Source organism: Acidiferrobacter sp. SPIII_3 (assembly GCF_003184265.1).
Taxonomy (GTDB): domain Bacteria; phylum Pseudomonadota; class Gammaproteobacteria; order Acidiferrobacterales; family Acidiferrobacteraceae; genus Acidiferrobacter.
In genome coordinates this window covers 2,423,605-2,442,480 of sequence record NZ_CP027663.1, presented here as the reverse complement: position 1 = coordinate 2,442,480, position 18,876 = coordinate 2,423,605, and the positions used below count along the sequence as shown (strand labels likewise).

At 63.3% G+C, this 18,876-nt stretch carries 16 protein-coding genes and 4 pseudogenes; 7 read left to right on the top strand and 13 right to left on the bottom strand.

What is annotated here, in order from left to right:
* Nucleotide 1: 1 nt before the first annotated feature.
* The 5 genes from C4901_RS12265 to C4901_RS12245 are packed head-to-tail and all read left to right on the top strand — an operon-like array spanning nt 2 to nt 4,864.
* Nucleotides 2-232 (top strand): HypC/HybG/HupF family hydrogenase formation chaperone, encoded by a 231-nt coding sequence (locus C4901_RS12265; protein ID WP_110137577.1) that lies wholly within the window; start codon nt 2-4, stop codon nt 230-232.
* A complete protein-coding gene (hypD, locus tag C4901_RS12260) occupies nt 220-1,368 on the top strand; it encodes a hydrogenase formation protein HypD (RefSeq protein WP_110137576.1) in 1,149 nt (382 codons plus the stop codon). Before C4901_RS12265 ends, hypD begins: the two co-directional genes overlap by 13 nt.
* Nucleotides 1,365-2,399 (top strand): hydrogenase expression/formation protein HypE, encoded by a 1,035-nt coding sequence (gene hypE / locus C4901_RS12255; protein ID WP_110137575.1) that lies wholly within the window; start codon nt 1,365-1,367, stop codon nt 2,397-2,399. The genes hypD and hypE overlap by 4 nt, the downstream gene beginning before the upstream one ends.
* Nucleotides 2,400-2,441: 42 nt before the next feature.
* The gene (locus C4901_RS12250) at nt 2,442-3,878 is read left to right on the top strand and encodes a sigma-54 dependent transcriptional regulator (RefSeq protein ID WP_110137574.1); all 1,437 of its coding nucleotides are present in this window, start codon (nt 2,442-2,444) and stop codon (nt 3,876-3,878) included.
* 44 nt (nt 3,879-3,922) lie between these two features.
* Nucleotides 3,923-4,864: a HoxN/HupN/NixA family nickel/cobalt transporter gene (locus tag C4901_RS12245; RefSeq protein WP_145960715.1), complete on the top strand. Its 942-nt coding sequence runs from the start codon at nt 3,923-3,925 to the stop codon at nt 4,862-4,864.
* 452 nt (nt 4,865-5,316) lie between these two features.
* On the opposite strand, the gene C4901_RS12240 is transcribed toward C4901_RS12245, so the two are convergent.
* Nucleotides 5,317-6,651, bottom strand: a complete 1,335-nt coding sequence (locus C4901_RS12240; RefSeq protein WP_168185714.1) for an RNA-guided endonuclease TnpB family protein — start codon at nt 6,649-6,651, stop codon at nt 5,317-5,319.
* A 19-nt stretch (nt 6,652-6,670) separates the two neighbouring features.
* On the opposite strand from C4901_RS12240, the gene tnpA reads away from it, so the two are divergent.
* Nucleotides 6,671-7,081 (top strand): IS200/IS605 family transposase, encoded by a 411-nt coding sequence (gene tnpA / locus C4901_RS12235; protein WP_205735982.1) that lies wholly within the window; start codon nt 6,671-6,673, stop codon nt 7,079-7,081.
* Nucleotides 7,082-7,273: 192 nt separating this feature from the next.
* Here tnpA and C4901_RS12230 read toward each other — a convergent pair whose 3' ends face one another.
* The 12 genes and pseudogenes from C4901_RS12230 to C4901_RS19500 form a co-directional block, all read right to left on the bottom strand.
* Nucleotides 7,274-7,456, bottom strand: a complete 183-nt coding sequence (locus C4901_RS12230; RefSeq protein WP_110137571.1) for a hypothetical protein — start codon at nt 7,454-7,456, stop codon at nt 7,274-7,276.
* 162 nt (nt 7,457-7,618) lie between these two features.
* Nucleotides 7,619-8,527 (bottom strand): hypothetical protein, encoded by a 909-nt coding sequence (locus tag C4901_RS18140; RefSeq protein ID WP_205735981.1) that lies wholly within the window; start codon nt 8,525-8,527, stop codon nt 7,619-7,621.
* Between the two features lie 12 nt (nt 8,528-8,539).
* A pseudogene (locus C4901_RS18640) lies at nt 8,540-9,592 on the bottom strand (transposase).
* Between the two features lie 372 nt (nt 9,593-9,964).
* A complete protein-coding gene (locus C4901_RS12205; RefSeq protein ID WP_370445984.1) occupies nt 9,965-10,771 on the bottom strand; it encodes an IS3 family transposase in 807 nt (268 codons plus the stop codon).
* Between the two features lie 70 nt (nt 10,772-10,841).
* A pseudogene (locus tag C4901_RS19510) lies at nt 10,842-11,665 on the bottom strand (helix-turn-helix domain-containing protein); the annotation flags it as partial.
* A gap of 407 nt (nt 11,666-12,072) precedes the next feature.
* Nucleotides 12,073-12,966, bottom strand: a complete 894-nt coding sequence (locus tag C4901_RS12190; RefSeq protein WP_110137566.1) for a Druantia anti-phage system protein DruA — start codon at nt 12,964-12,966, stop codon at nt 12,073-12,075.
* A 24-nt stretch (nt 12,967-12,990) separates the two neighbouring features.
* Nucleotides 12,991-13,215, bottom strand: coding sequence for a hypothetical protein (locus C4901_RS19505; RefSeq protein ID WP_110137565.1), 225 nt, complete (start codon nt 13,213-13,215; stop codon nt 12,991-12,993).
* 31 nt (nt 13,216-13,246) lie between these two features.
* On the bottom strand, nt 13,247-13,543 hold the full coding sequence (gene tnpB, locus C4901_RS12180) for an IS66 family insertion sequence element accessory protein TnpB (RefSeq protein WP_145960712.1): 297 nt from the start codon (nt 13,541-13,543) through the stop codon (nt 13,247-13,249).
* Nucleotides 13,544-14,011: 468 nt separating this feature from the next.
* Entirely contained in the window at nt 14,012-14,407 is a 396-nt protein-coding gene (locus tag C4901_RS12175) for a hypothetical protein (protein ID WP_110137563.1), read from the bottom strand.
* Between the two features lie 251 nt (nt 14,408-14,658).
* Nucleotides 14,659-15,543, bottom strand: a complete 885-nt coding sequence (locus C4901_RS12170) for a DUF4338 domain-containing protein (RefSeq protein WP_110137562.1) — start codon at nt 15,541-15,543, stop codon at nt 14,659-14,661.
* 8 nt (nt 15,544-15,551) lie between these two features.
* Nucleotides 15,552-16,925: pseudogene (locus tag C4901_RS12165) on the bottom strand (ISNCY family transposase).
* A gap of 406 nt (nt 16,926-17,331) precedes the next feature.
* Complete coding sequence (locus tag C4901_RS19500; protein ID WP_370445920.1) at nt 17,332-17,508, bottom strand: hypothetical protein; 177 nt, start codon at nt 17,506-17,508, stop codon at nt 17,332-17,334.
* A 215-nt stretch (nt 17,509-17,723) separates the two neighbouring features.
* Between C4901_RS19500 and C4901_RS12155 the strand changes: the two are divergent.
* Nucleotides 17,724-18,785 (top strand): annotated as a pseudogene (locus tag C4901_RS12155) (IS110 family transposase).
* The last annotated feature ends 91 nt before the right edge of the window (nt 18,786-18,876 follow it).

Here is an 18,876-nt window from a genome sequence, read left to right as displayed (position 1 = left end):
CATGTGTCTTGCGGTACCGGCGTGCGTGGAGAGTTTGATGGATGGCGACCGGGCGGTCGTCTCTCTGGAGGGCCTCAAGCGCGAGATCTCGGTGGCGCTTGTGCCCGAGATCGCGATTGGTGACTATGTGATCGTGCATGTGGGCTATGCCCTCAGCCGGTTGGATCCTGACGAGGCGCAACGGACCTTGGCCTTGTTTGCCGAGATCGGAGGTGACGCGTGCGCTTCGTAGACGAGTTTCGCGATCACGGGCTCGCGCGAGGCCTTGCGCGAGCCATTGCCAGCGCCGTGCGCCCGGACCGGACGTATCGCTTCATGGAATTCTGCGGGGGGCATACGCATGCCGTCGCCCGCCATGGGATCGCCGATCTCATGCCCGAGGGGGTACGGTTCCTGCATGGGCCTGGATGCCCCGTATGTGTATTGCCGAGCGGGCGGGTGGATGCCGCGATCGCTCTCGCCCAACGCCCTGGTGTCACGCTCGTCGCTTATGGCGACGTCTTACGCGTCCCTGGCGCAAGACGAGACAGCCTGCTCAAGGCCCGGGCGCGGGGCGCCGACATTCGGATGGCCTATTCCTGTGACGAGGCGTTACGCATCGCCCAGCATGAGCCGCACCGCGAGGTGGTATTTTTCGCGATCGGCTTTGAGACCACGACCCCGCCTACCGCCGTCATCATCCAGGCGGCCGAGCGGCTGGATCTTGCCAACCTTTCGGTCTTTTGTAACCACGTCCTGACGCCGCCGGCCATGGCGCGGGTGCTGGAGGCATGCCCGGCGCCCCTGATCGATGGCTTCATCGGACCCTCCCATGTCAGCGCGGTGATCGGCAGCCGTCCGTATGAGATCTTTGCCGGGGAGCGGGGGCGGCCGGTCGTGATCGCGGGTTTCGAGCCGCTCGATGTCATGCAGTCGGTCCTTATGTTGATCCGGCAGATAAACGAAGGCCGCACCGAGGTCGAGAACCAATACACGCGCGCGGTGAGTCGTGGCGGTAATCTCCGTGCGCAGGCGCTGGTGGCCGAGGTTTTCGAGCGGCGTGAAAGTTTTCCTTGGCGAGGTCTGGGCGATATCCCCGAAAGCGCGCTCCGTATTCGGCCGCGTTATGCTCGCTTTGATGCGGAACGGCGTTTCGATATCCCCATGCGGCATGGCGTCGACCACAAGGGTTGCGCGTGTGGCGAGATTTTGGCGGGGCGCAAGGAGCCGGCGGATTGTAAATTGTTCGCGGGCGCGTGCACGCCGGACCATCCGCTCGGCGCGTGCATGGTGTCGTCCGAGGGCTCTTGCGCGGCCGCCTATACCTACGGGCGCCACCGTCCGCGCACGCGCACAGCGCGTGCGCCCGCCGTGCGGGAGGTCGGATGAGGCCTCGGGGACATTTCGACTGGCATGCCGGTCGCATCGATCTCACCCATGGAAGTGGCGGGCGGGCCACAACCGAGCTTGTGACGGAATTGTTCGTTGCGGCCTTCGCTCCCGGTGCCCGTCCCGAGTTGAATGACGGTACATGCCTCCCGGTCCTTCCAGGCCGGCTGGTCATGGCCACGGACAGCCATGTAATCTCGCCGCTTTTTTTCCCGGGTGGGGATATCGGCTCACTGGCCGTGCATGGCACGATCAACGATCTTGCCATGATGGGTGCGACGCCCCGGTTTCTATCGGTGGCCTTTATCCTTGAGGAAGGGCTTTTATTGGCCGACCTGCGGCGCATCGTCGAGTCGATGGCGCACGCGGCGCGGTGCGCCGGTGTATCGATCGTCACCGGTGACACGAAGGTGGTCGAGCGCGGCAAGGGTGACGGCGTGTTCGTGACGACCGCGGGTATCGGATTTCTCGCCGATGGCGTCGATATCTCCGGGAATCGGGCACGCGCGGGCGATCGCGTGCTCGTGAGCGGATCGCTCGGTGATCATGGGGCAGCGATCCTGGCCTCACGCGAGGGTCTGCAGTTCGAGACCACTCTCGTATCCGATAGCGCGCCGTTGAACGGCTTGGTCGCGGATATGATCAAGGCGGTCCCTGACATCCACTGCCTGCGCGATGCTACACGCGGGGGACTTGCCGCGGTCTTGAACGAGCTTGCCCATCAATCCGGCGTCGGTATACGCGTGGACGAGAGAGTGATTCCGGTGAAGGCGCAGGTGAAGGCGGCCTGTGAGCTCCTGGGTCTGGACCCTCTGTATCTCGCCAATGAGGGCAAGCTGGTCGCGGTGTGTCGGGCAGAGGCGGCGGAGCCGCTGCTCGACGCCATGCGCAGCCACCCTTTGGGCGCGGATAGTCGCATCATTGGGGAGGTTTTCACAGACGATCAGTGTTTCGTGGAGATGGATACGGTCTTGGGTGGCCGGCGGGTCGTCGATTGGCTTGCCGGCGACCCTTTGCCACGCATCTGCTGAGGGTCCGGGGGAAGGCATGCTTGGGGGCGTGACGGGGGCCTGATGCTAAAGAGCAAGGTGCTGGTCGTGGACGACGAGATCCGAGTCCTTGAGGCCGTGGAGCGGATCTTAAGCGAGCGTTTTATCGTGCGCCTGGCCCAGACGCCGGCCGAGGCCGAGGGGATATGCGAGGGCGAGGTTGTGCACGTGATTCTGTGTGACCAACGCATGCCGGAACTGACCGGAGTCGCCTTCTTGCGCAGGGTGCGTGAACGATGGCCTGAGATCGTGCGCATCATCCTGTCGGGTTACACAGACCCGGCCGATATCATAGAAGGCATCAATGAGGCCGGCATCTACCAGTACGTCATGAAGCCCTGGCATCCCGACCATCTATTGCTTACGGTCGAAAACGCCGCGCGACTGTATGCCTTGCAGCGCGAGGGGGAGATTGTCACCTCGGAGATGAATATGGCGATGCCCGCCATCGAGCATCGCCTGAAGGCGCGTCGGGCGCGCCTCAAAAGCGCGTTTCGACTGGATAGTATTCTGCGTGCCCCCGGCAGCCCCCTGGAGGCGGCCTGTGAGTTGACGGCACGCGTCGCGGACTACGATGTCCCGGTTGTCATAACCGGCGAATCAGGCAGCGGCAAGGAGCTCTTCGCGCGCGCCCTCCATTACGGAAGCGCGCGGGCCGATAAGCCGTTCGTAGTCCTAAACTGCGGGGCGTTACCCGACACGCTCCTGGAGAGCGAACTTTTCGGCTATCGGCGCGGGGCCTTCACCGGCGCGGTAAGCGATTATGTCGGGCTTTTCGAACAGGCCGACGGGGGCACGATCTTTTTGGATGAGATCGGTGAGATCTCGCCGGCCTTTCAGGTCAAGCTTTTGCGCGTGGTGCAGGATGGCGAGGTACGGCCGCTCGGGAGCCCGCGGCGTACGCAAGTGGATGTGCGCCTGATTGCCGCCACCAACTGTGAGCTGGAGCAGGCGGTCCGTGATGGGCGGTTTCGCGAGGACTTGTATTACCGTCTGGCCGTGATCCGCCTGCGGCTGCCACCCTTGCGCGAGCGAATCTGCGACCTCGAACGGCTGTGTCAGGCGGCGTTGGAGCAGGCGACCCGCCTTTACGGCAAGGTTGTGACCCGGCTGCATCCGGAGGTAGTCAGCTGCTTCCAGGCATACACGTGGCCGGGCAATGTCCGCGAGCTTACAAACGAGATCCAGCGCATGGTGGTGCTGGCTGAGGGCGAAGTACTGGGTCCGGAATTGGTGTCGCCGCACATTCGTGACGTGGTGACAGGCGCGGCACCTCCGGGTGGTTCGAGGGGGGTTTTGAAGGCCCACATTGCCTGTGTGGAGGCGGGTGTTTTGCGGGACGCATTGGCCCGCCATGATGGGAACAAGAGCCGCGTGGCCGCCGAATTGGGACTGTCACGCGTGGGCCTGCGTGCCAAGCTTGCCCGTTACGGCTTGGCCGGTGAAAAGGATAAGATGTGAGGACCCCATGGAGGGGCCACTGGTCACCGCACGGGGTGCTTACCGTGGCTGTTCTACTCAATGTCGGCGCATGGATCGATATGACCGTCGCGACTGCGCGCCATGGCGCCCTGCTTGAGACCGGGGTGCTCGCTTACCTCCTGGGGCTGAAACACGCCTTTGACGCCGATCATATTGCCGCAATCGACAACGTGACACGCAAGCTGCGTGCCGATGGCCTGCGGGCGGGTGATGTAGGGCTGTTTTTCTCGCTCGGCCACTCGACAATCGTTATGGCGCTGTCGTTGGCTGTGGCGCTATTCGTCGTGCATGCGCCGTGGATGAATAGCTTGGCCGGCGACGGAGTTGCCTGGGGCCTTGGCATATCAGCCGGTTTTTTGACGCTGATCGGGGCTGTGAATTTGCGTATCCTGGCACGTCTGTTCCGGGGTGACGGAACGACGCGCGCCGTGCAAGGATCCCCCGAGGACGGTGGGCCAAAGGGGCCTCTGAGTGTGCTATTCGGGCCCGTCTACCGCCGCATTCGACGTGGATACGAGATGTACTTTGTGGGACTGCTCTTTGGGCTCGGTTTCGACACCGCCTCGGAGGTCGCGGTTCTGGGGATCGCTGCCACTGCCCAATATCAAGGCCTGCCGATGAGGGATGTCATGGTGTTTCCGCTGTTGTTCACGGCCGGCATGAGTCTTTTGGATAGCTTGGATGGGGTAGTCATGGCCGCGGTCTATGATTGGGCCTATCGTGATGCCGCGCGTAAGCGGCGCTTCAATCTGGTGATCACGGGCATCGGTGTGGGCGCAGCGTTCGGGATCGGGGCGGTGGAGTGGGTGGGTGTGTTTGCGCATGAGCGCGGTCATGACGTCTCCGGCGTTCTCGCCGGGCCCTCGTTCTCGGTGGCGGGTGGTGTGCTCGTATTTTTGATGGGGCTCGTCACGGTCATCGCGGTTTTGTCTTATCGCAGGGCCCTGCGAGCACCCGCTTTGTAGGGGTTCGGGGGCGTCGCCGATGTCGCACCATCATGGTTGCGCCGAGCGCTCCAGTCCATTCGGTCGGGCTCGTGATCCATTGATGAGGCCTGTTGGCGTGGTTCAGGGAAGGGGTTCTAGGCCTCGGTGCCGTTCGCGAGGTGATCGGCAAGCGTGCCGACGTGGCCGGCTGTGGACAACCCCCTTCGTGCCGGCCGAATGACGGGTTTCGTGGACACAACGCCCTCGTTGTGCTGTCCATGGCGTGTCGCAAAAGTGTCCGTGACCGAGGTCAAGGGGGACAATGGACGAAAGTCGTCAGGCACGCCGAGGCAGGGAGAGGAGATCCTCTTGGCCCGACATGGGCACGCCGTCGTACGTCTGACAGCGGACGCGCGGCCCCGGGTGATGGAGGCCCGGCGACAGGCCAGCCGGCATTCCCCTCTACCCTTATAGTGACACTCTCAACCCGCTCAAGCGGGTAAGCTTCTTACCGAATGACACGGTTCATGGGCATGCTCCAGGGAGCCCGCACAGATATCCTGCGGCGCTTGATTCCGTGTCTCGGCAAGACAACGCCGGACAGACGAATCCATCCGGTGGCCCGTGCCCGGGCGACTACTCCGCCGGAGAGATCCCGGACGGAGATATGGGCCATGCGGCCCACAATGCGTGATGCGTTTGGGAAACGGCACCACCTGACCATCGTAGGCGATGGGGTGCATGTTCACCGCGCCCACGATATCCCTGTGGCCTTCAAAGCCACAGGCTTGGCATCGCCAATTCCGCCCTCTGGGCTTATGACGATGGCCGCATACGGGACATTGGCTGGATGTTCCTCGTTCGTCGCCAATGAAGCTCACGATACGGTCTTGTTCGGCCTTCTGTTGCAGGTAATCGATATCCCGGCCGTACTCCCACTGACTCATGCGTTGATTGTGGTGCCGACCACTGTTCTTGCGCCGGACGCCGTCGGGATTGCCGATAAACACCGCCTCTACGGCATGGGCCTTGCAGAAATCCACCACCTGACGGGTCCCCTTATGGCGCAGGTCCCGGACGCGGCGCACCTGGCGCAGGGTCAGTTTCGCCCGCGCCCGGCCGAGTGTCCGCCAACGCCGGGAACCCTTCGTACAGCGCGAGCGCTTGCTAGCAATTTCGCCCAACTGTTGGCTGTGTTGGCGCTTCAAGGAGCGGATCCCGCGCCCGGAGACAATCAGCGCATGCCCGTCGTTGGTGGCCACGGCGGCCTGATGAATCTGCCCCAGATCCACGGTGGCGTGCCGGTGGGTCGGTTCCAGCACCGACGCTTCCCCGGAATCTTCGGTGACGCTGATATGCCATTCGTTGTGCAGGCCATTCCAGATGATCTGGCAGGCGCGCGGCTGATCGAGCCATGCCGGTTTGGGCAGAATGAGCGAAGGACGGCCGCGACCCATGGGGAGAAGGATACGCTGGCCCTCAAGGCGCATGGCCTGCGCGGGCCACATCAGGGGATGGAACGTCTTGTCCTTGTAGGGATAACGGATGTCCGTCCGCCCCTGGCTTCGTAATTGTTGTGCCGTATCCCCATTCGCTAAAAAGGCGTGTGTCACCATCTGCGCGGACTGGGAGTGCAGGGCGAACCGGCCCTTGGTGGCTTTTTGCAGGGCATCCCGATTGGGCCACGGCTTATGGTCCTGCCGCGCCGCCTGATGGAGATCACGGCAGACCGTCCACACCCGCGCCGCCTCTTTCTGGCCCACACGCACGAACGCCTGCTGGCGACGCGAGAGGCCTTTGAGCGAGAGGATGCGGACCCGTTCCATGGGATGATATTCTCGTCGCATGACCGAGACCCTGCAAGCCGGTAAGACCCGCTGGACACACTACCAAATCGCCTATCATTGCGTGTGGATACCGAAGTATCGGCGCAAGATTCTGACAGGCGAAGTGGAGGGGGCCTGCAAGAGGCTCATCGCGGATTGTTGCCGCCAACACGGGTTCACCCTGCTGGCGCTGGAAACGGACGTGGACCATGTGCATGGCTTCGTATCAGCGCCGCCGAGATGGTCGCCGGCGGTTATTGTCGGACTGCTCAAGGGATATACTGCGCGCAAGCTGCGCGAGCCGTTTCCCCAGCTCAAGCGACAATGCGGGAAGGAACAGTTATGGACGCAGGCCTACTATGTCGGCACCGCCGGGAGTGTATCCGCTGAGGTGATCCGCCGATACATACAGGAGTGCCAGGACCAATAGGCGCTTTCATCCCAACCCCCTGAAGGGGATGGGAATTCCCGCGCCATTCTTTAAGGGGGGCCGCGAGCCGCAAGGCCGAAGATCACGCCCTTGCCCGGGCCGGAGGGCCGCGCGGCGCCTCGTGAGGCGCCGCCGCCGCCAGTATTTTCCAATCCTTAAATGGGTCTGAAGAGTGAGAGTCAGGGGCCACCCTCAGCCGGATTTGAGATTCTGTTCGCGTATGGTGTGAAAGAGTTTCTGGCGGGCCTTTTGCAGACGGTCCGCCGCCTGGTTGTCGCTGAGGGCATAAGCGACTTGGTCCAGTATGGCAAAGCTTAAACCCGGCTTCAAATAGGCCTCCGCCCCGGGGAGCGACTTCAGCTTGTCGTACGGCAAAGCTTAAACCCGGCTTCAAATAGGCCTCCGCCCCGGGGAGCGACTTCAGCTTGTCGTACGGGGTCATCATGGCCTCATAGCGGTAGCGCTTACGCTCACGGCCCTTGGCATCCGTGTAGGTCTCGGGGAAGAAGCAGGGGCGGTGATAGTTCACGTAGGGATTCAAGACCTCCTGGTTGAAGAGATGGATCCTGTGGGCGAAGCGGCTGGGGATGTGGCTGTAGCCGAAGACCTTGCGCACCACGGCGCCGTTCTTGCTCTCGGCCAAGGCATTGTCGTTGGACTGCCGGGAGCGTGAAGAGATGGATCCTGTGGGCGAAGCGGCTGGGGATGTGGCTGTAGCCGAAGACCTTGCGCACCACGGCGCCGTTCTTGCTCTCGGCCAAGGCATTGTCGTTGGACTGCCGGGAGCGTGACTTCGTGAACGCGATGAAGAGCTTCTCCAGGAGCTCGGCGACCCGTTTGTTGATGTACTCCGAACCATTGTCCGAGTGGAAGCCTCGCAGCGTAAACGGGAAGGTCTCCAGCAAGTATTTTCGTGAACGCGATGAAGAGCTTCTCCAGGAGCTCGGCGACCCGTTTGTTGATGTACTCCGAACCATTGTCCGAGTGGAAGCCTCGCAGCGTAAACGGGAAGGTCTCCAGCAAGTATTCGAGCATCGGGATGAGATAATATTCGCTGATCTTCTCGACTGTGCACACCACCTCGAACTGCGTGACCTCATCGACCGCATTCACATGATAAACGCCTTTTTTCCCGTCCAAATCCCCCTGGTGGACGGTATCAACACGGATGTAGCCGGGGCGTCCGTTGGGGACCGGTTTGCGGCGTTCCCCGATGGGGATCTGCCGTGGCCGGGTCTTTGCGAAGTGGCGCCGCTTGCGCGTGTACGGAACGGATTTGCGGAGGTTGTAGAGGTGGCTCACCGAGATCTGCGCCAGGCGCTCGTATTCGGTCTGCCCGAAGACCAACAAGGCCCGCTCGCAGAGCTTCTTGACCGCCGGCCCCGAGGGCGTGTCATGGCGCTCATCCGTGTCCTTCCGGCAGAGATGCGTAAAACGCTCGGCCACCGTGCAGATCGGCTAATCGGGGGGTTCAGGGCCGGGGTTTTGCTGGGCGAGCGTCGCCTGGTAGTTCCAGGGCATCCAGTCGGCGGGGTTCGCGGCGACCGCGTCCCCGTGACGCTGTAGAGCGACTAAGTATTCGAACGGGGCTACGTGGTTCAGTTCGGCGGTATGGATCAGGCTCATGAACGTATCGCCGACATAGGCGCCGTTGAGAGTACGGTAGAAGAGCGCATTCTTTCGGTGCAGGATGGCCTTTTTCAGAACCCTTTCGGTCACATTGTTATCGAGCGGGGCGCCCGGCACGCACAGGAATAGCGTGAGTTCGGGCCAGCGCTTCTGCATGTAACGGATGGCGGCGCCCAGCGTCGAGTTGGGCTCGATCCGGCGCTCCTCAAACTGCGTGCGCATCCACTGCTCCAAGATCGCCATGCGCGGTGCGCTCTCGGCTTAGTGACGCAGGAGTCGCGGTTCTGGGTCGAGACCCTCGGCCTGGATGCGGGCCTCGGTCCCATAGACCTCACGCAATGTCTCCAGCACGAAGCGCACTTCTTCTGGGAAGGTCTCGGTCAATTCGACGTACTTACGACGCGCATGGGCGAGACAAGAGGACATCACCGTGTCGAAGTCGCTGGGGGCGTTGCGTGATAGCCCGTCGCACATCTGGATGGGGGCGGGCAAATCGGCTGCACGATGCGCTAACACCGTAGCGAGATTCTCGCCGGCGTGCCGGACGCCTGTGAAGAAGAGCGCGATCTGACGACCCTCTTCGGTCGCGACGATGCCGGAGGTAAAGATCCCGGTGCGTTCGGTGTGCGCGTCGTCGGCAAGCGCCGCGGCCCGCTGCGCTTTGGTGAGCTTAAGGACCTTCATGGTCGTGTCGTCGTTGTAGAGCACCGGGGCTTGGGCCGCCTGATGCAAGAGTTCCGTGTGCGCCGGGGCCAACACGGGGACAGCCTTACGCACCAGGTCCCATTGGGTCGCGGCCGGCAACGGGATGCGCATACCCGCCTGCAAGGTCTCGATGCGGTTAAAGGGGAGGCCTGCGCCATACTTCAGCAGCCCGACCATACTGGTCGCGGTGGCATCGTATTTCTCGGGTCCCACGCCCTCCGGGGCCGGGGCGGTGGTGACCTCGCCGCACAGATGGCAGCGCAGTCGATCGCAGGCATAGACCGTGGCGCTCAAGGGCGCCATGCCGGTAATACGCACCAACTGGGCGGGCTCGTTCTGTCGATAGAGTGTCCCCTCCAGGCAGTGGGGGCAGGCATCCCCGCTGTGGAGGTCGGGATGCGCCACCGTGACCTGTGCGGCCCCGGTGTACGCACTCACAGCGTTGCGGCCATGGCCGGGGGCCTTGGGTTTTGGTGAAGAGGGATCTGGTGGCAGCAAGGGCGTCGCGTCCGATCCCGGCGGCTGTCAAGGTACCTGTCGCCTGATCATTTAGGCCGCGTCGCATTGTGAGGTGTCTTGGCACTCCTCGGTCGGGCGATTGAGCCATACTTCGGCAGGCAAGGACCAGTTCCGGATGCTACGGCTCCAGCGTTCGGGATGTTGCGCACGGGCGGCCTCGTAGATCCGGGTGCGATGGGCGAAGATGGCGTGGTCGGCGCCCGTATGACGCTCCGCGGGACTCACAAATTTCAGGTTGCGATGCTTGTGGTGGTGGTTATACCAACCGGCGCCCGTATGACGCTCCGCGGGACTCACAAATTTCAGGTTGCGATGCTTGTGGTGGTGGTTATACCAACGCACGAAGGCGAGCATCCAGGCTCGCGCCTTTGCGAGGCTTCCGAAGGCGCCCGGATAGCCGGGGCGGTATTTGCAGGTGCGGAACAGGCTTTCGGCATAGGCGTTGTCGTCGGACACACCCGGACGGCTGTACGAACGACGCACGCCGAGCGCATCGAGGGTCGCGACGAAGGTGGAGGCCTTCATGGGACTGCCGTTATCCTGATGGAGTACGAGCGGCCGCCTGTCCGTCACGCCCTCGCGCACGAGTGCCTGACGGATCAGGGCGGCGGCGTGATCCCCGGACTCCTCCTCATGGACCTCGTGGGCGACGATCTTGCGCGAGTAGATGTCGAGCACGAGATACAGAAAGAAGAATTGGCCGCTTACGGGGCCGGGCAGGTATGAGATGTCCCAGCACCACAGCGTATTGGCGCCCCGCGCGCGGTGACGTGGGATGGGACGGGTATCGGGCGTCTTCGCGCGGCCCCTGTGCGCCAGCTGGTTGGCGGCGCGCAGCAGGCGATAGAGCGTGGATTCGGAGGCGATATAGCGCCCCTCGTCGGCCAGCTGGGATGGGACGGGTATCGGGCGTCTTCGCGCGGCCCCTGTGCGCCAGCTGGTTGGCGGCGCGCAGCAGGCGATAGAGCGTGGATTCGGAGGCGATATAGCGCCCCTCGTCGGCCAGCCGTGGCACGATCTGGGTAGGCGGCAGGCTTGCAAAGCGCGGTTCGTTGACCACACGCAGGGCTTCGGCCCGCTCGGCCTCCGAGAGGCGATTGGGGGGTACGGGCCGATGCGCCTGCGGCCGCCGGTCGGAGCCCACGACCCCCGTCTGCGTCCAGCGCTCCAAGGTCCGAAGTGTAATACCAAGCTCTCTGCAGGCGACCCGCTTGCGGGCCCCGGCGGCTACGGCCTCGTGAATCAGCATAACGGCGGCTTGGCGATCTGGGGTGCTGATCATGCGTCCTCCTCGTCCCCCCAGATCGCCGCGGCTTTTTTTCGTAAGGCAAGCAGCGCGGCGGTCTCCGCCAGCGCCTTGTCCTTGCGGGCGAGCTCACGCTCTAGGACCTTGCGCTGCCTCTGCTCGGCCATAAGCGCTTCCCGGTGCGCCTTGGTGGATATGGACCCACCCTCCAGGGCCTGACAGGCGTCCGTGCGCCATGCCTTGACCTCCTCGGGGTAGAGGCCGTGTCGGCGGCAATATTCGCCGAGCTCGGCTTCATTCAAGCCCGCGGTCTCCACCACCACGGTAAGCTTCTGCGCGGCCTGGCGTTTCACGGGCGGCCTTCCTCCCGGCATATCCGCTGCCTCCTTTGGGCGTATTGTCTTGCGCCAATCATACAGCGTCCAGCAAGAGATGCCCGTCTCCCGGGCGAGCTCTGGGATGGACAGGTCAGGGGTGGCCAGCATCTTGCGGATCACCGACTCCTTCCGTTCTTTGGCGTAGCGCATCATGGTTGTCGACTCTCTTTCTGCCCCCAAGGGTTTCATACAAGAGGCGACAGGTAGTCTGACAGCGGGGGATCCCGCCGCCTCGGTGTCTGGCGCATGACGATCCTCGCCTGCGTTCTCCCCGAGCACGGCGCGAGTCTTCTCCGTGCGAGCCCCAAAAATCATCTTGCGCAACCGTGCGAGCGAGGCATTCTTGGTTTGCAACTCGGCCTGAACCAAGGCCAGGGTATCGACGGCCGCGCGTAAGGCGGCGTGTTCTTCGGTGCTCAAGACCGCGCGCGTTCGCTCGACGATGGCGGTGATATCCGTGATCGGCACCGCAAGGCGTTGTGGCGATGCGGGCCGCGCCCGCTTCTTGTGCCCGCTCATGCCACGCCCAACAAGCGGGCGCGATAGTCCCGCGTCAGCGGCAAGCCCAATACGTCTTTCACACTGCGGTTTGCCTGGTGGGTCTGATCGTCCTTGCCGCGCCCTTGGGTCTGGCCCAGGACCTGCCAGTTGGCCGCGCGGTAGCAGGTGCCGCGATAGCGGGTGGTATCGACGAAGGTCTCAGCCCAATACACCGGGTGGCCATAGGCCTCTTGCCAGGCCTGGGGGAGCGCCCGGGTCATACGGGAAAGAACGTGCGAGGCCAAGTGGGGGACCTGGACCCACGGCAGGATCAAAAAGCGCGTGTTATAGGCAATACCCGCGATGTTCTGGCGGCGCACCGCAGGCGACCAGCCGAGGAACCGGTCCCGGGGCCCCAGATGCCGGGGGGCCGAGCTCCACGCGCCGAGCGCCACCGGGCGCGTCCCGGCATAGACCATGCATTTGACGTGTTCGCCCACCGGCTGCGTGTAGCCCAGATAATGGTGGGCCTCCATCAGGCTCTTGAAGAGGGCCTCGGCGGGGGTTCGCCGGACCGACACGAGCGTAAGCGCCCCTAAGGCGCGCAAGGACCCCGTAAGCGGCGTGGTATCGATTGCCAGGGGCGCCGGGGCACCACGTGCGAGGCGCGCGCGGACACCCAAGGGATTGGGGGGCGTGCGGCGCACCGGCGGTAAGGTGATATGCCCTTCGCGCGCGAGCGCCAGCATGAGTCCCCGGCACACCATCGCGCGCAGGGCGCCGTTTTCCTGCCGCCAGTCCCAGGCCTGGCAGAGCGTCGCCGACAACGCCCGCCGGCTTTGCTCGGGGTGGGCGGCGATCAAGGCACGGATGAAATGCGCGTCGGTGGTCGTGACGGCGCGGCCGCGATAGCGTAGCAAGATCTCCATGGGGACAGATCTTACCGCGCGTGGTTATGGAACGCAAGCCCCCACCCCAAGCCCGGCCTCGTCCCCGCCCCGCGGGACCGCAGCCGGCGAGCGCGGCCCCCGCTTAGCGCCCACCGGGCGCCACAACGGCGGGGCGTGGGATTGCGTTGGGTCCCCCGCGCTCAGCAAGACTTGCACCTCGTGTGCTAAGGCCTCACTCACCACCCCGTCTGCAGCCTGGGGCCAATAACGAAACCGACCGCGTGACAGGCGCTTGTGACAGAGCCAGAATCCCTGGCCGTCATAGAACTTGCACCTCGTGTGCTAAGGCCTCACTCACCACCCCGTCTGCAGCCTGGGGCCAATAACGAAACCGACCGCGTGACAGGCGCTTGTGACAGAGCCAGAATCCCTGGCCGTCATAGATGAGGAGTTTGATCGCCGTGTGCGAGCGGCTGCGAAAGAGAAATACCGTGCCTTGAAAGGGCTCTTCGCGCAGGACCGCCCGGCAGCGTTGCGCCAAGCCGTCGATGCCGACCCGAAAGTCCACCGATTCCACCGCCACCAGCACGCGCATGTGCGGGGTGATGGCGATCATGGCGCGCCCCAGAAGGCCGCACACAGCGGTGCGAGCTGGGTAAGCCCCGAGCCCTGCCCGAGCCCTGCAAGCTTACCCGCATCGTCCCCCCACGCGCATTCTGAATCTCCACGACACACTCAGCGATTCCTGTCCTGGCCGCGGGTGTCGATCTCGACAACGCGACAAAGGTCACAGTGTGCGGGTCGGCGGCCCTCGCGAACCCCGCGCCCTCCATGCGCTTTAGGAGCCGCGGGCCATCCACATGCAGACGCTGTGCAGTCTGTACTACCCCGTACTGCCGGGCCATCTCCACGGCCGCGGCCCATAAGGCCTTGGGGATCCGTGCGCCCCGCTGGCGGCTCTCCCGCCAGCGCTGGAAGAGCGCTCGTGTGGACTCAAACGTCTCGCCGCCCTCCGGCCCTTCCATCGTCTGCCTGGTCTCGTTCATTCGCTGCGTTCCTCATCGGTTGAAATACGCAGCGAACGTTAGCAGGGACAAAAAACCGTTTCTTGCATGCTTACCGGAAAGACACGCTCATCCATCGCCGCCAGCAGACCGATATCGGCGGGGCTGTACTTCGGCGTAAAGCCCGCCACGGTCCTCTGGCGGCGTCTCACGGCGCCGCTCGTGCGGTACTGGGCGATCAGGCGCGTGATCTGCTGCCGGGAGTAGCCGCTGACCTTGACGAGTACGCGAATCACGACCCCCTGGTCGGCCCGGGAGAGGGTGGGATACCGGAATCGGACCAGGGTCTTTTGCACCCATTCGTAGCGGGCTGCAGGGCTACTCAGTACCGAAAAGGCCACCGTCTGGGTGCCGGACAAAAAGTCCGCGAGCTGATCAATGGAGGTCAGGTTATCGAGGTTCATAAGGGTCTGCATCTCCCCATCATGAACAAAACCCGATCCGGCTTCAGACTCATTTCATGTTAGAAACACAACCCCTCCTCCAGACTCATCTCATGTTGGAAGAGCAGCAATTCTCAATGTGAAGTAACGCCGCTTCAGAAACGGGGTAGCGGTCGATCTACAGGGTTTGCGTGAGTCTCTGTCGGGCGTTGGGCGCGAGGGGATAGAGCCATATCCGCTTAGGGCTTACCCCATGGCGTGTGTGAAACGGGGTAGCGGTCGATCTACAGGGTTTGCGTGAGTCTCTGTCGGGCGTTGGGCGCGAGGGGATAGAGCCATATCCGCTTAGGGCTTACCCCATGGCGTGTGTGTTGGCGGTCTTCACGGCCGCGGCCCGTGGTGAGGCCGACATCAATCCAGTTGGCTACGCGGTAACAATGCCCGGTGAAGCGAGCGGGGTCGACCAAGGTCTCGGCCAGGAGGGGGCGTATGCCGTAGGCGGCCGTCCAATCGGTGGTAACGGTGCGTAACGCGAGCGCCAGCACATGACTCGCGAGGTTGGGAACCCGCACGTGGGGCAAGATCAAGAAGCGGGAGTTGCAGATGACAGACTGCAGGTGCTGAGCGCGGGTGGCATCGTCCCAGCCGATCCACTGATCGCGTCCCTTCAGGCGCCAGGCCGGCGAGGAGAACTGCAGGCAGCCCAGGACCCTGGGATGCGGGGATGTCGTTTGGATCAGGTAGCGGAGATGGGCGCCAAAGGGCACGCGATGGCCAAGGTAATGATGGCGCTCGATGAGCGTGCGCCACAAGGTCCGCTCTCCTGGGGTTGCCACGCGCTGAAGCCTGATTGGCTGCAGGGTGGCAAGCGGCGCGTCGAGCGGGGCTGACTCTGGGTCCGGGCTGACCGGAACCGACGACCCCGCCCCGCGCGGGCGACCGGACTTCAGCGCGGGCAGGCCGATCAGTCCCGCCTCCTGCATCCGTTCAAGGAGGGCCCGGCATTCGATCGTCTTCGGTTGTCCATTAGGGCGCTGCCAGCCCAGGAGCTCGCACACCGTCTGTGCCAGCTCATGGCGGCTTAAGCGACCATAGCGGGTTGCCAACTCGACGATCAGCGCAAGCTCCGCCGGTTCCAGTGTGTGGCCGCAAAACCGAAGGTCACTCATAAGAGCTCTCAGCTGCTGTCGGGCGCGTCGATTGTGAGGCCCTTCAGCATGAAGTCGAGCAAGGCCTCGAAACTGGGAAAGCACAGATACCGGGTCAACGCCCGGATATCGTCAAAAAAGGTCTGACGGGTGGGGAGGCTCGCGCGCAGCAACTGGACCTTCCGGTAGGTCATCTCCTGCACGGTGTGCCACAGGAAGGCGAGCAGATTCAGGGTCGCCAAAAGGGACGAGAGATGGCGCTTGCCGTGTCCGAAATTGTGTTCGAAATGGTAACCCTTGGTCTTTAGGGTGTTGTTAGCGCCGTTCTCGATGCCCCATCGCGCCCGAGCGGCGCCCGCAAGGATGGCGACGTTACCGGGGTGAATCGTATGCCGTGTGACCCAGGCGTTGTGGTACATCGTTTGGCCCGCGGCATCGGTGGTGGTCAGTTCCAGCCAGTTCACACAAAGCGCATCCTCGTGGCCGCGCAAGGGGAGCTCTGACGCGAAGCGATAGGTGTCGGTAAAGACCTGCTTACCCTTGCGGCGCGTGATCTGATGGGTCGTCACACCCCCGAACGCGCAAGGCTCTCGACCCACTCGTACAGCGTGGGATGTGAGCTGGGTTTGCAGACCAAGAGGAAGTCTAACCCCGCCGCCAGGATCTGCTCGCACAGGGGTTGACGGCTATAGAGGTCGTCGCCGAGCACGGTGACGTGCTGATCCCGGTAGTGGGCGGCGGTCGTAAGCCAGCGCTTGGCCGCCGCCGTCTCGCAATCCTGCTTGTCGTGACCGTCCTGGGGGACGATGAATTCCGGCGCCAGGGGAATCACCCGGCTTAAAGTCGGGGTCACGATCACCGGTGTGATGACCGTATGCTGATAGCTCACAGAGCCGTTCTGGTGCTCGATGCGCGTGCATTGCGGGCAATGGATGGTAGGGGAGGAGTGATAAGCCGTCCCATCCAGGGCGATGAGGAGCTGGCCCGGACCGCTTGCGCAGGCATCGAGTGCCACCCGAAAGGGATCGATGTGGCCGCTCGCGTTCAGGGCCTGAAATATCTGCGTAAAGAGCGGGAACAGGTGAGCAGGCGCCACGGGATCGAGCATCGTGCGGACACAATTGTCCGTTGGGATTTGACTCATGCCCAAGAGCGTCTGCGCGTTGCTTTGGCCACGGGTCTGCTCCATCGTCCTCTGATAGGCCAGAAACGACGGGCTTTGCGTCAAGAATATGGCAAAGGCCGCCATGCGCGTTGCTTTGGCCACGGGTCTGCTCCATCGTCCTCTGATAGGCCAGAAACGACGGGCTTTGCGTCAAGAATATGGCAAAGGCCGCCAGCGCTGCATCTTCCATGCTATAGACGCAGTTCTTCCCCGTCCGTTTGTCGGGAGCCGCCCGCATCACTTCTTTGAGCGATTCCACTAAGACATTGAGACTCAGGGGATTTTCGGTAACAAGATCCGTCACGCCGCGCTCGCGTACCGATTTTCGGTAACAAGATCCGTCACGCCGCGCTCGCGTACCATGGCCCAGCGCTGTTATACCGCAGACCGCACCTTTTGTCCAGCCTTCACGGTCATTGCCACATTGAGAATTGCTGGACGGTGTCACGGTCCCGTCAAAGTCACGCGCTCACGCAGCGCCTCGATCACTGAACGCCTGAGGCGAGCGCAGTCGATGGGGTGGGCGGCCCGAAACGGCGGGGGGACCGCTTTTTGGGGAGAGTGTCTCCCAAAAAGGCGAGAACGAGGCGAACGCCTGCGGCGGGGGGACCCCGCGCGGGCCTTGTCTTCTGGTTTTAGGGGCTTTACAGACGCAGCATCGCTAAGGCCTGATCGGCTTGGGCCGCCAAGCCCCGCGGTGCCGCTTTGATGTTCGCGACGTGGAACAGGCGCAGGAGGCTGATAGTGAAGTTCCGCAGGCAGGCGAGGGTCCGGGGGGTGTGCCCCTTGCGGGCCCGGCAACGATCCTCGTCATAGGCCATGTCGCGTACGTGGTGCAGACGGTTCTCGATGCCCCAATGGCCTCGGTTCTGGGCCAGCAGTTGTGCGGGGCTCGCTTCAGTGCGGCTTTGGCTGCCAATCAGATAGACCCGCTCGAGGGTCGTCTTGTAATGGGATGGTCGCCCCCTCCCTAAACGGCATCAGACGTGCCAAAGTGAGTGGTGCGATAGACCACGCAAATAGAGAGGAGACGACGATGAAGATTACAACGATCGGAGTGGATCTGGCAAAGACGGTTTTCGCGATCCATGGGGTGGATGCCCGCGGCAAGGCCGTTCTGAGGAAATCCCTAAAGCGCCATTAGGTGCTCGCATTCTTTGGCAATCTTCCGCCGTGCCTCGTCGGCATGGAGGCCTGTGGCAGCGCCCATCATTGGGCCCGGCAACTGACGGCCCTCGGACACACGGTGAAGTTGATGGCTCCGCAATTCGTGAAGCCTTACGTGAAGACCAACAAAAATGATTCCGCCGACGCCGAGGCGATCTGTGAGGCGGTGGCGCGTCCCACTATGCGTTTCGTGCCTGGAAAGACGGCCGAGAGCCAGGCCATCCTCGCTGTCCACCGCGCCCGCCAGGCGTTCGTGAAGGCCCGCACCGCGCAGGCCAATCAGATTCGCGGACTGCTCTCGGAGTTCGGGCTTGTGATCCCGCAAGGCCTCGGTCGTATCGCCCCACAGATTCCGAGGATACTGGAGGACGCCGACAACGGCCTGCCCGACACCATGCGCCCGTTGATCGCGCGGCTGGCCGCCCATCTGAAGGAGCTGGACCGCCAGGTAGACGAGCTCGAAGCCGAAATCCAGGCGTGGCACCGCCAGAGCGATGCCAGCCGGCGGCTCCAGAAAGTCCCCGGCATCGGACCGCTCACGGCCAGCGCGCTCGTGGCCTCGATCGGAGACGCAACGGCCTTTGTCAACGGCCGCCAGTTCGCCGCCTTTCTCGGGCTTGTGCCCCGGCAACACTCCAGTGGCGGCAAGCCCACGCTGCTTGGCATCAGTAAACGCGGGGACGTGTATCTGCGCACCCTTCTGATCCACGGGGCGCGCGCCGTGATCCGCGCCTCGGAGCGCAAGACTGATACGGATAGCTGGCTCAAGCGGCTCATGGGCCGGCGCAACAAGAACGTCGCGGCCGTCGCGCTCGCGAACAAGAACGCCCGTATCGTGTGGGCGCTGCTCGCCCATGGGCGAGACTGGGCGCTGCTCGCCCATGGGCGAGACTACCAGGAAGGCTTCACACCGGTGTCCGTGGCCGCGTGAGGAGCCGACTGCCAGAAAGAGAGGTTTTGATAGAAAGAGGCTCACCACCGATTACACAGGCAATCACGACGTGATGGCAATAAGGTCAGAC

Excerpts from the sequence above, each read along its gene's own strand:
- C4901_RS12250 (WP_110137574.1), top strand. The coding sequence starts at position 2,442 with ATGCTAAAGAGCAAGGTGCTGGTCGTGGACGACGAGATCCGAGTCCTT.
- C4901_RS12170 (WP_110137562.1), bottom strand. The coding sequence starts at position 15,543 with ATGAGTGACCTTCGGTTTTGCGGCCACACACTGGAACCGGCGGAGCTT.
- C4901_RS19500 (WP_370445920.1), bottom strand. The coding sequence starts at position 17,508 with ATGGCCTATGACGAGGATCGTTGCCGGGCCCGCAAGGGGCACACCCCC.
- tnpA (WP_205735982.1), top strand. The coding sequence starts at position 6,671 with ATGACCGAGACCCTGCAAGCCGGTAAGACCCGCTGGACACACTACCAA.
- C4901_RS12190 (WP_110137566.1), bottom strand. The coding sequence starts at position 12,966 with ATGGAGATCTTGCTACGCTATCGCGGCCGCGCCGTCACGACCACCGAC.
- hypE (WP_110137575.1), top strand. The coding sequence starts at position 1,365 with ATGAGGCCTCGGGGACATTTCGACTGGCATGCCGGTCGCATCGATCTC.
- tnpB (WP_145960712.1), bottom strand. The coding sequence starts at position 13,543 with ATGATCGCCATCACCCCGCACATGCGCGTGCTGGTGGCGGTGGAATCG.
- C4901_RS12265 (WP_110137577.1), top strand. The coding sequence starts at position 2 with ATGTGTCTTGCGGTACCGGCGTGCGTGGAGAGTTTGATGGATGGCGAC.
- C4901_RS12240 (WP_168185714.1), bottom strand. The coding sequence starts at position 6,651 with ATGGAACGGGTCCGCATCCTCTCGCTCAAAGGCCTCTCGCGTCGCCAG.
- C4901_RS12175 (WP_110137563.1), bottom strand. The coding sequence starts at position 14,407 with ATGCAGACCCTTATGAACCTCGATAACCTGACCTCCATTGATCAGCTC.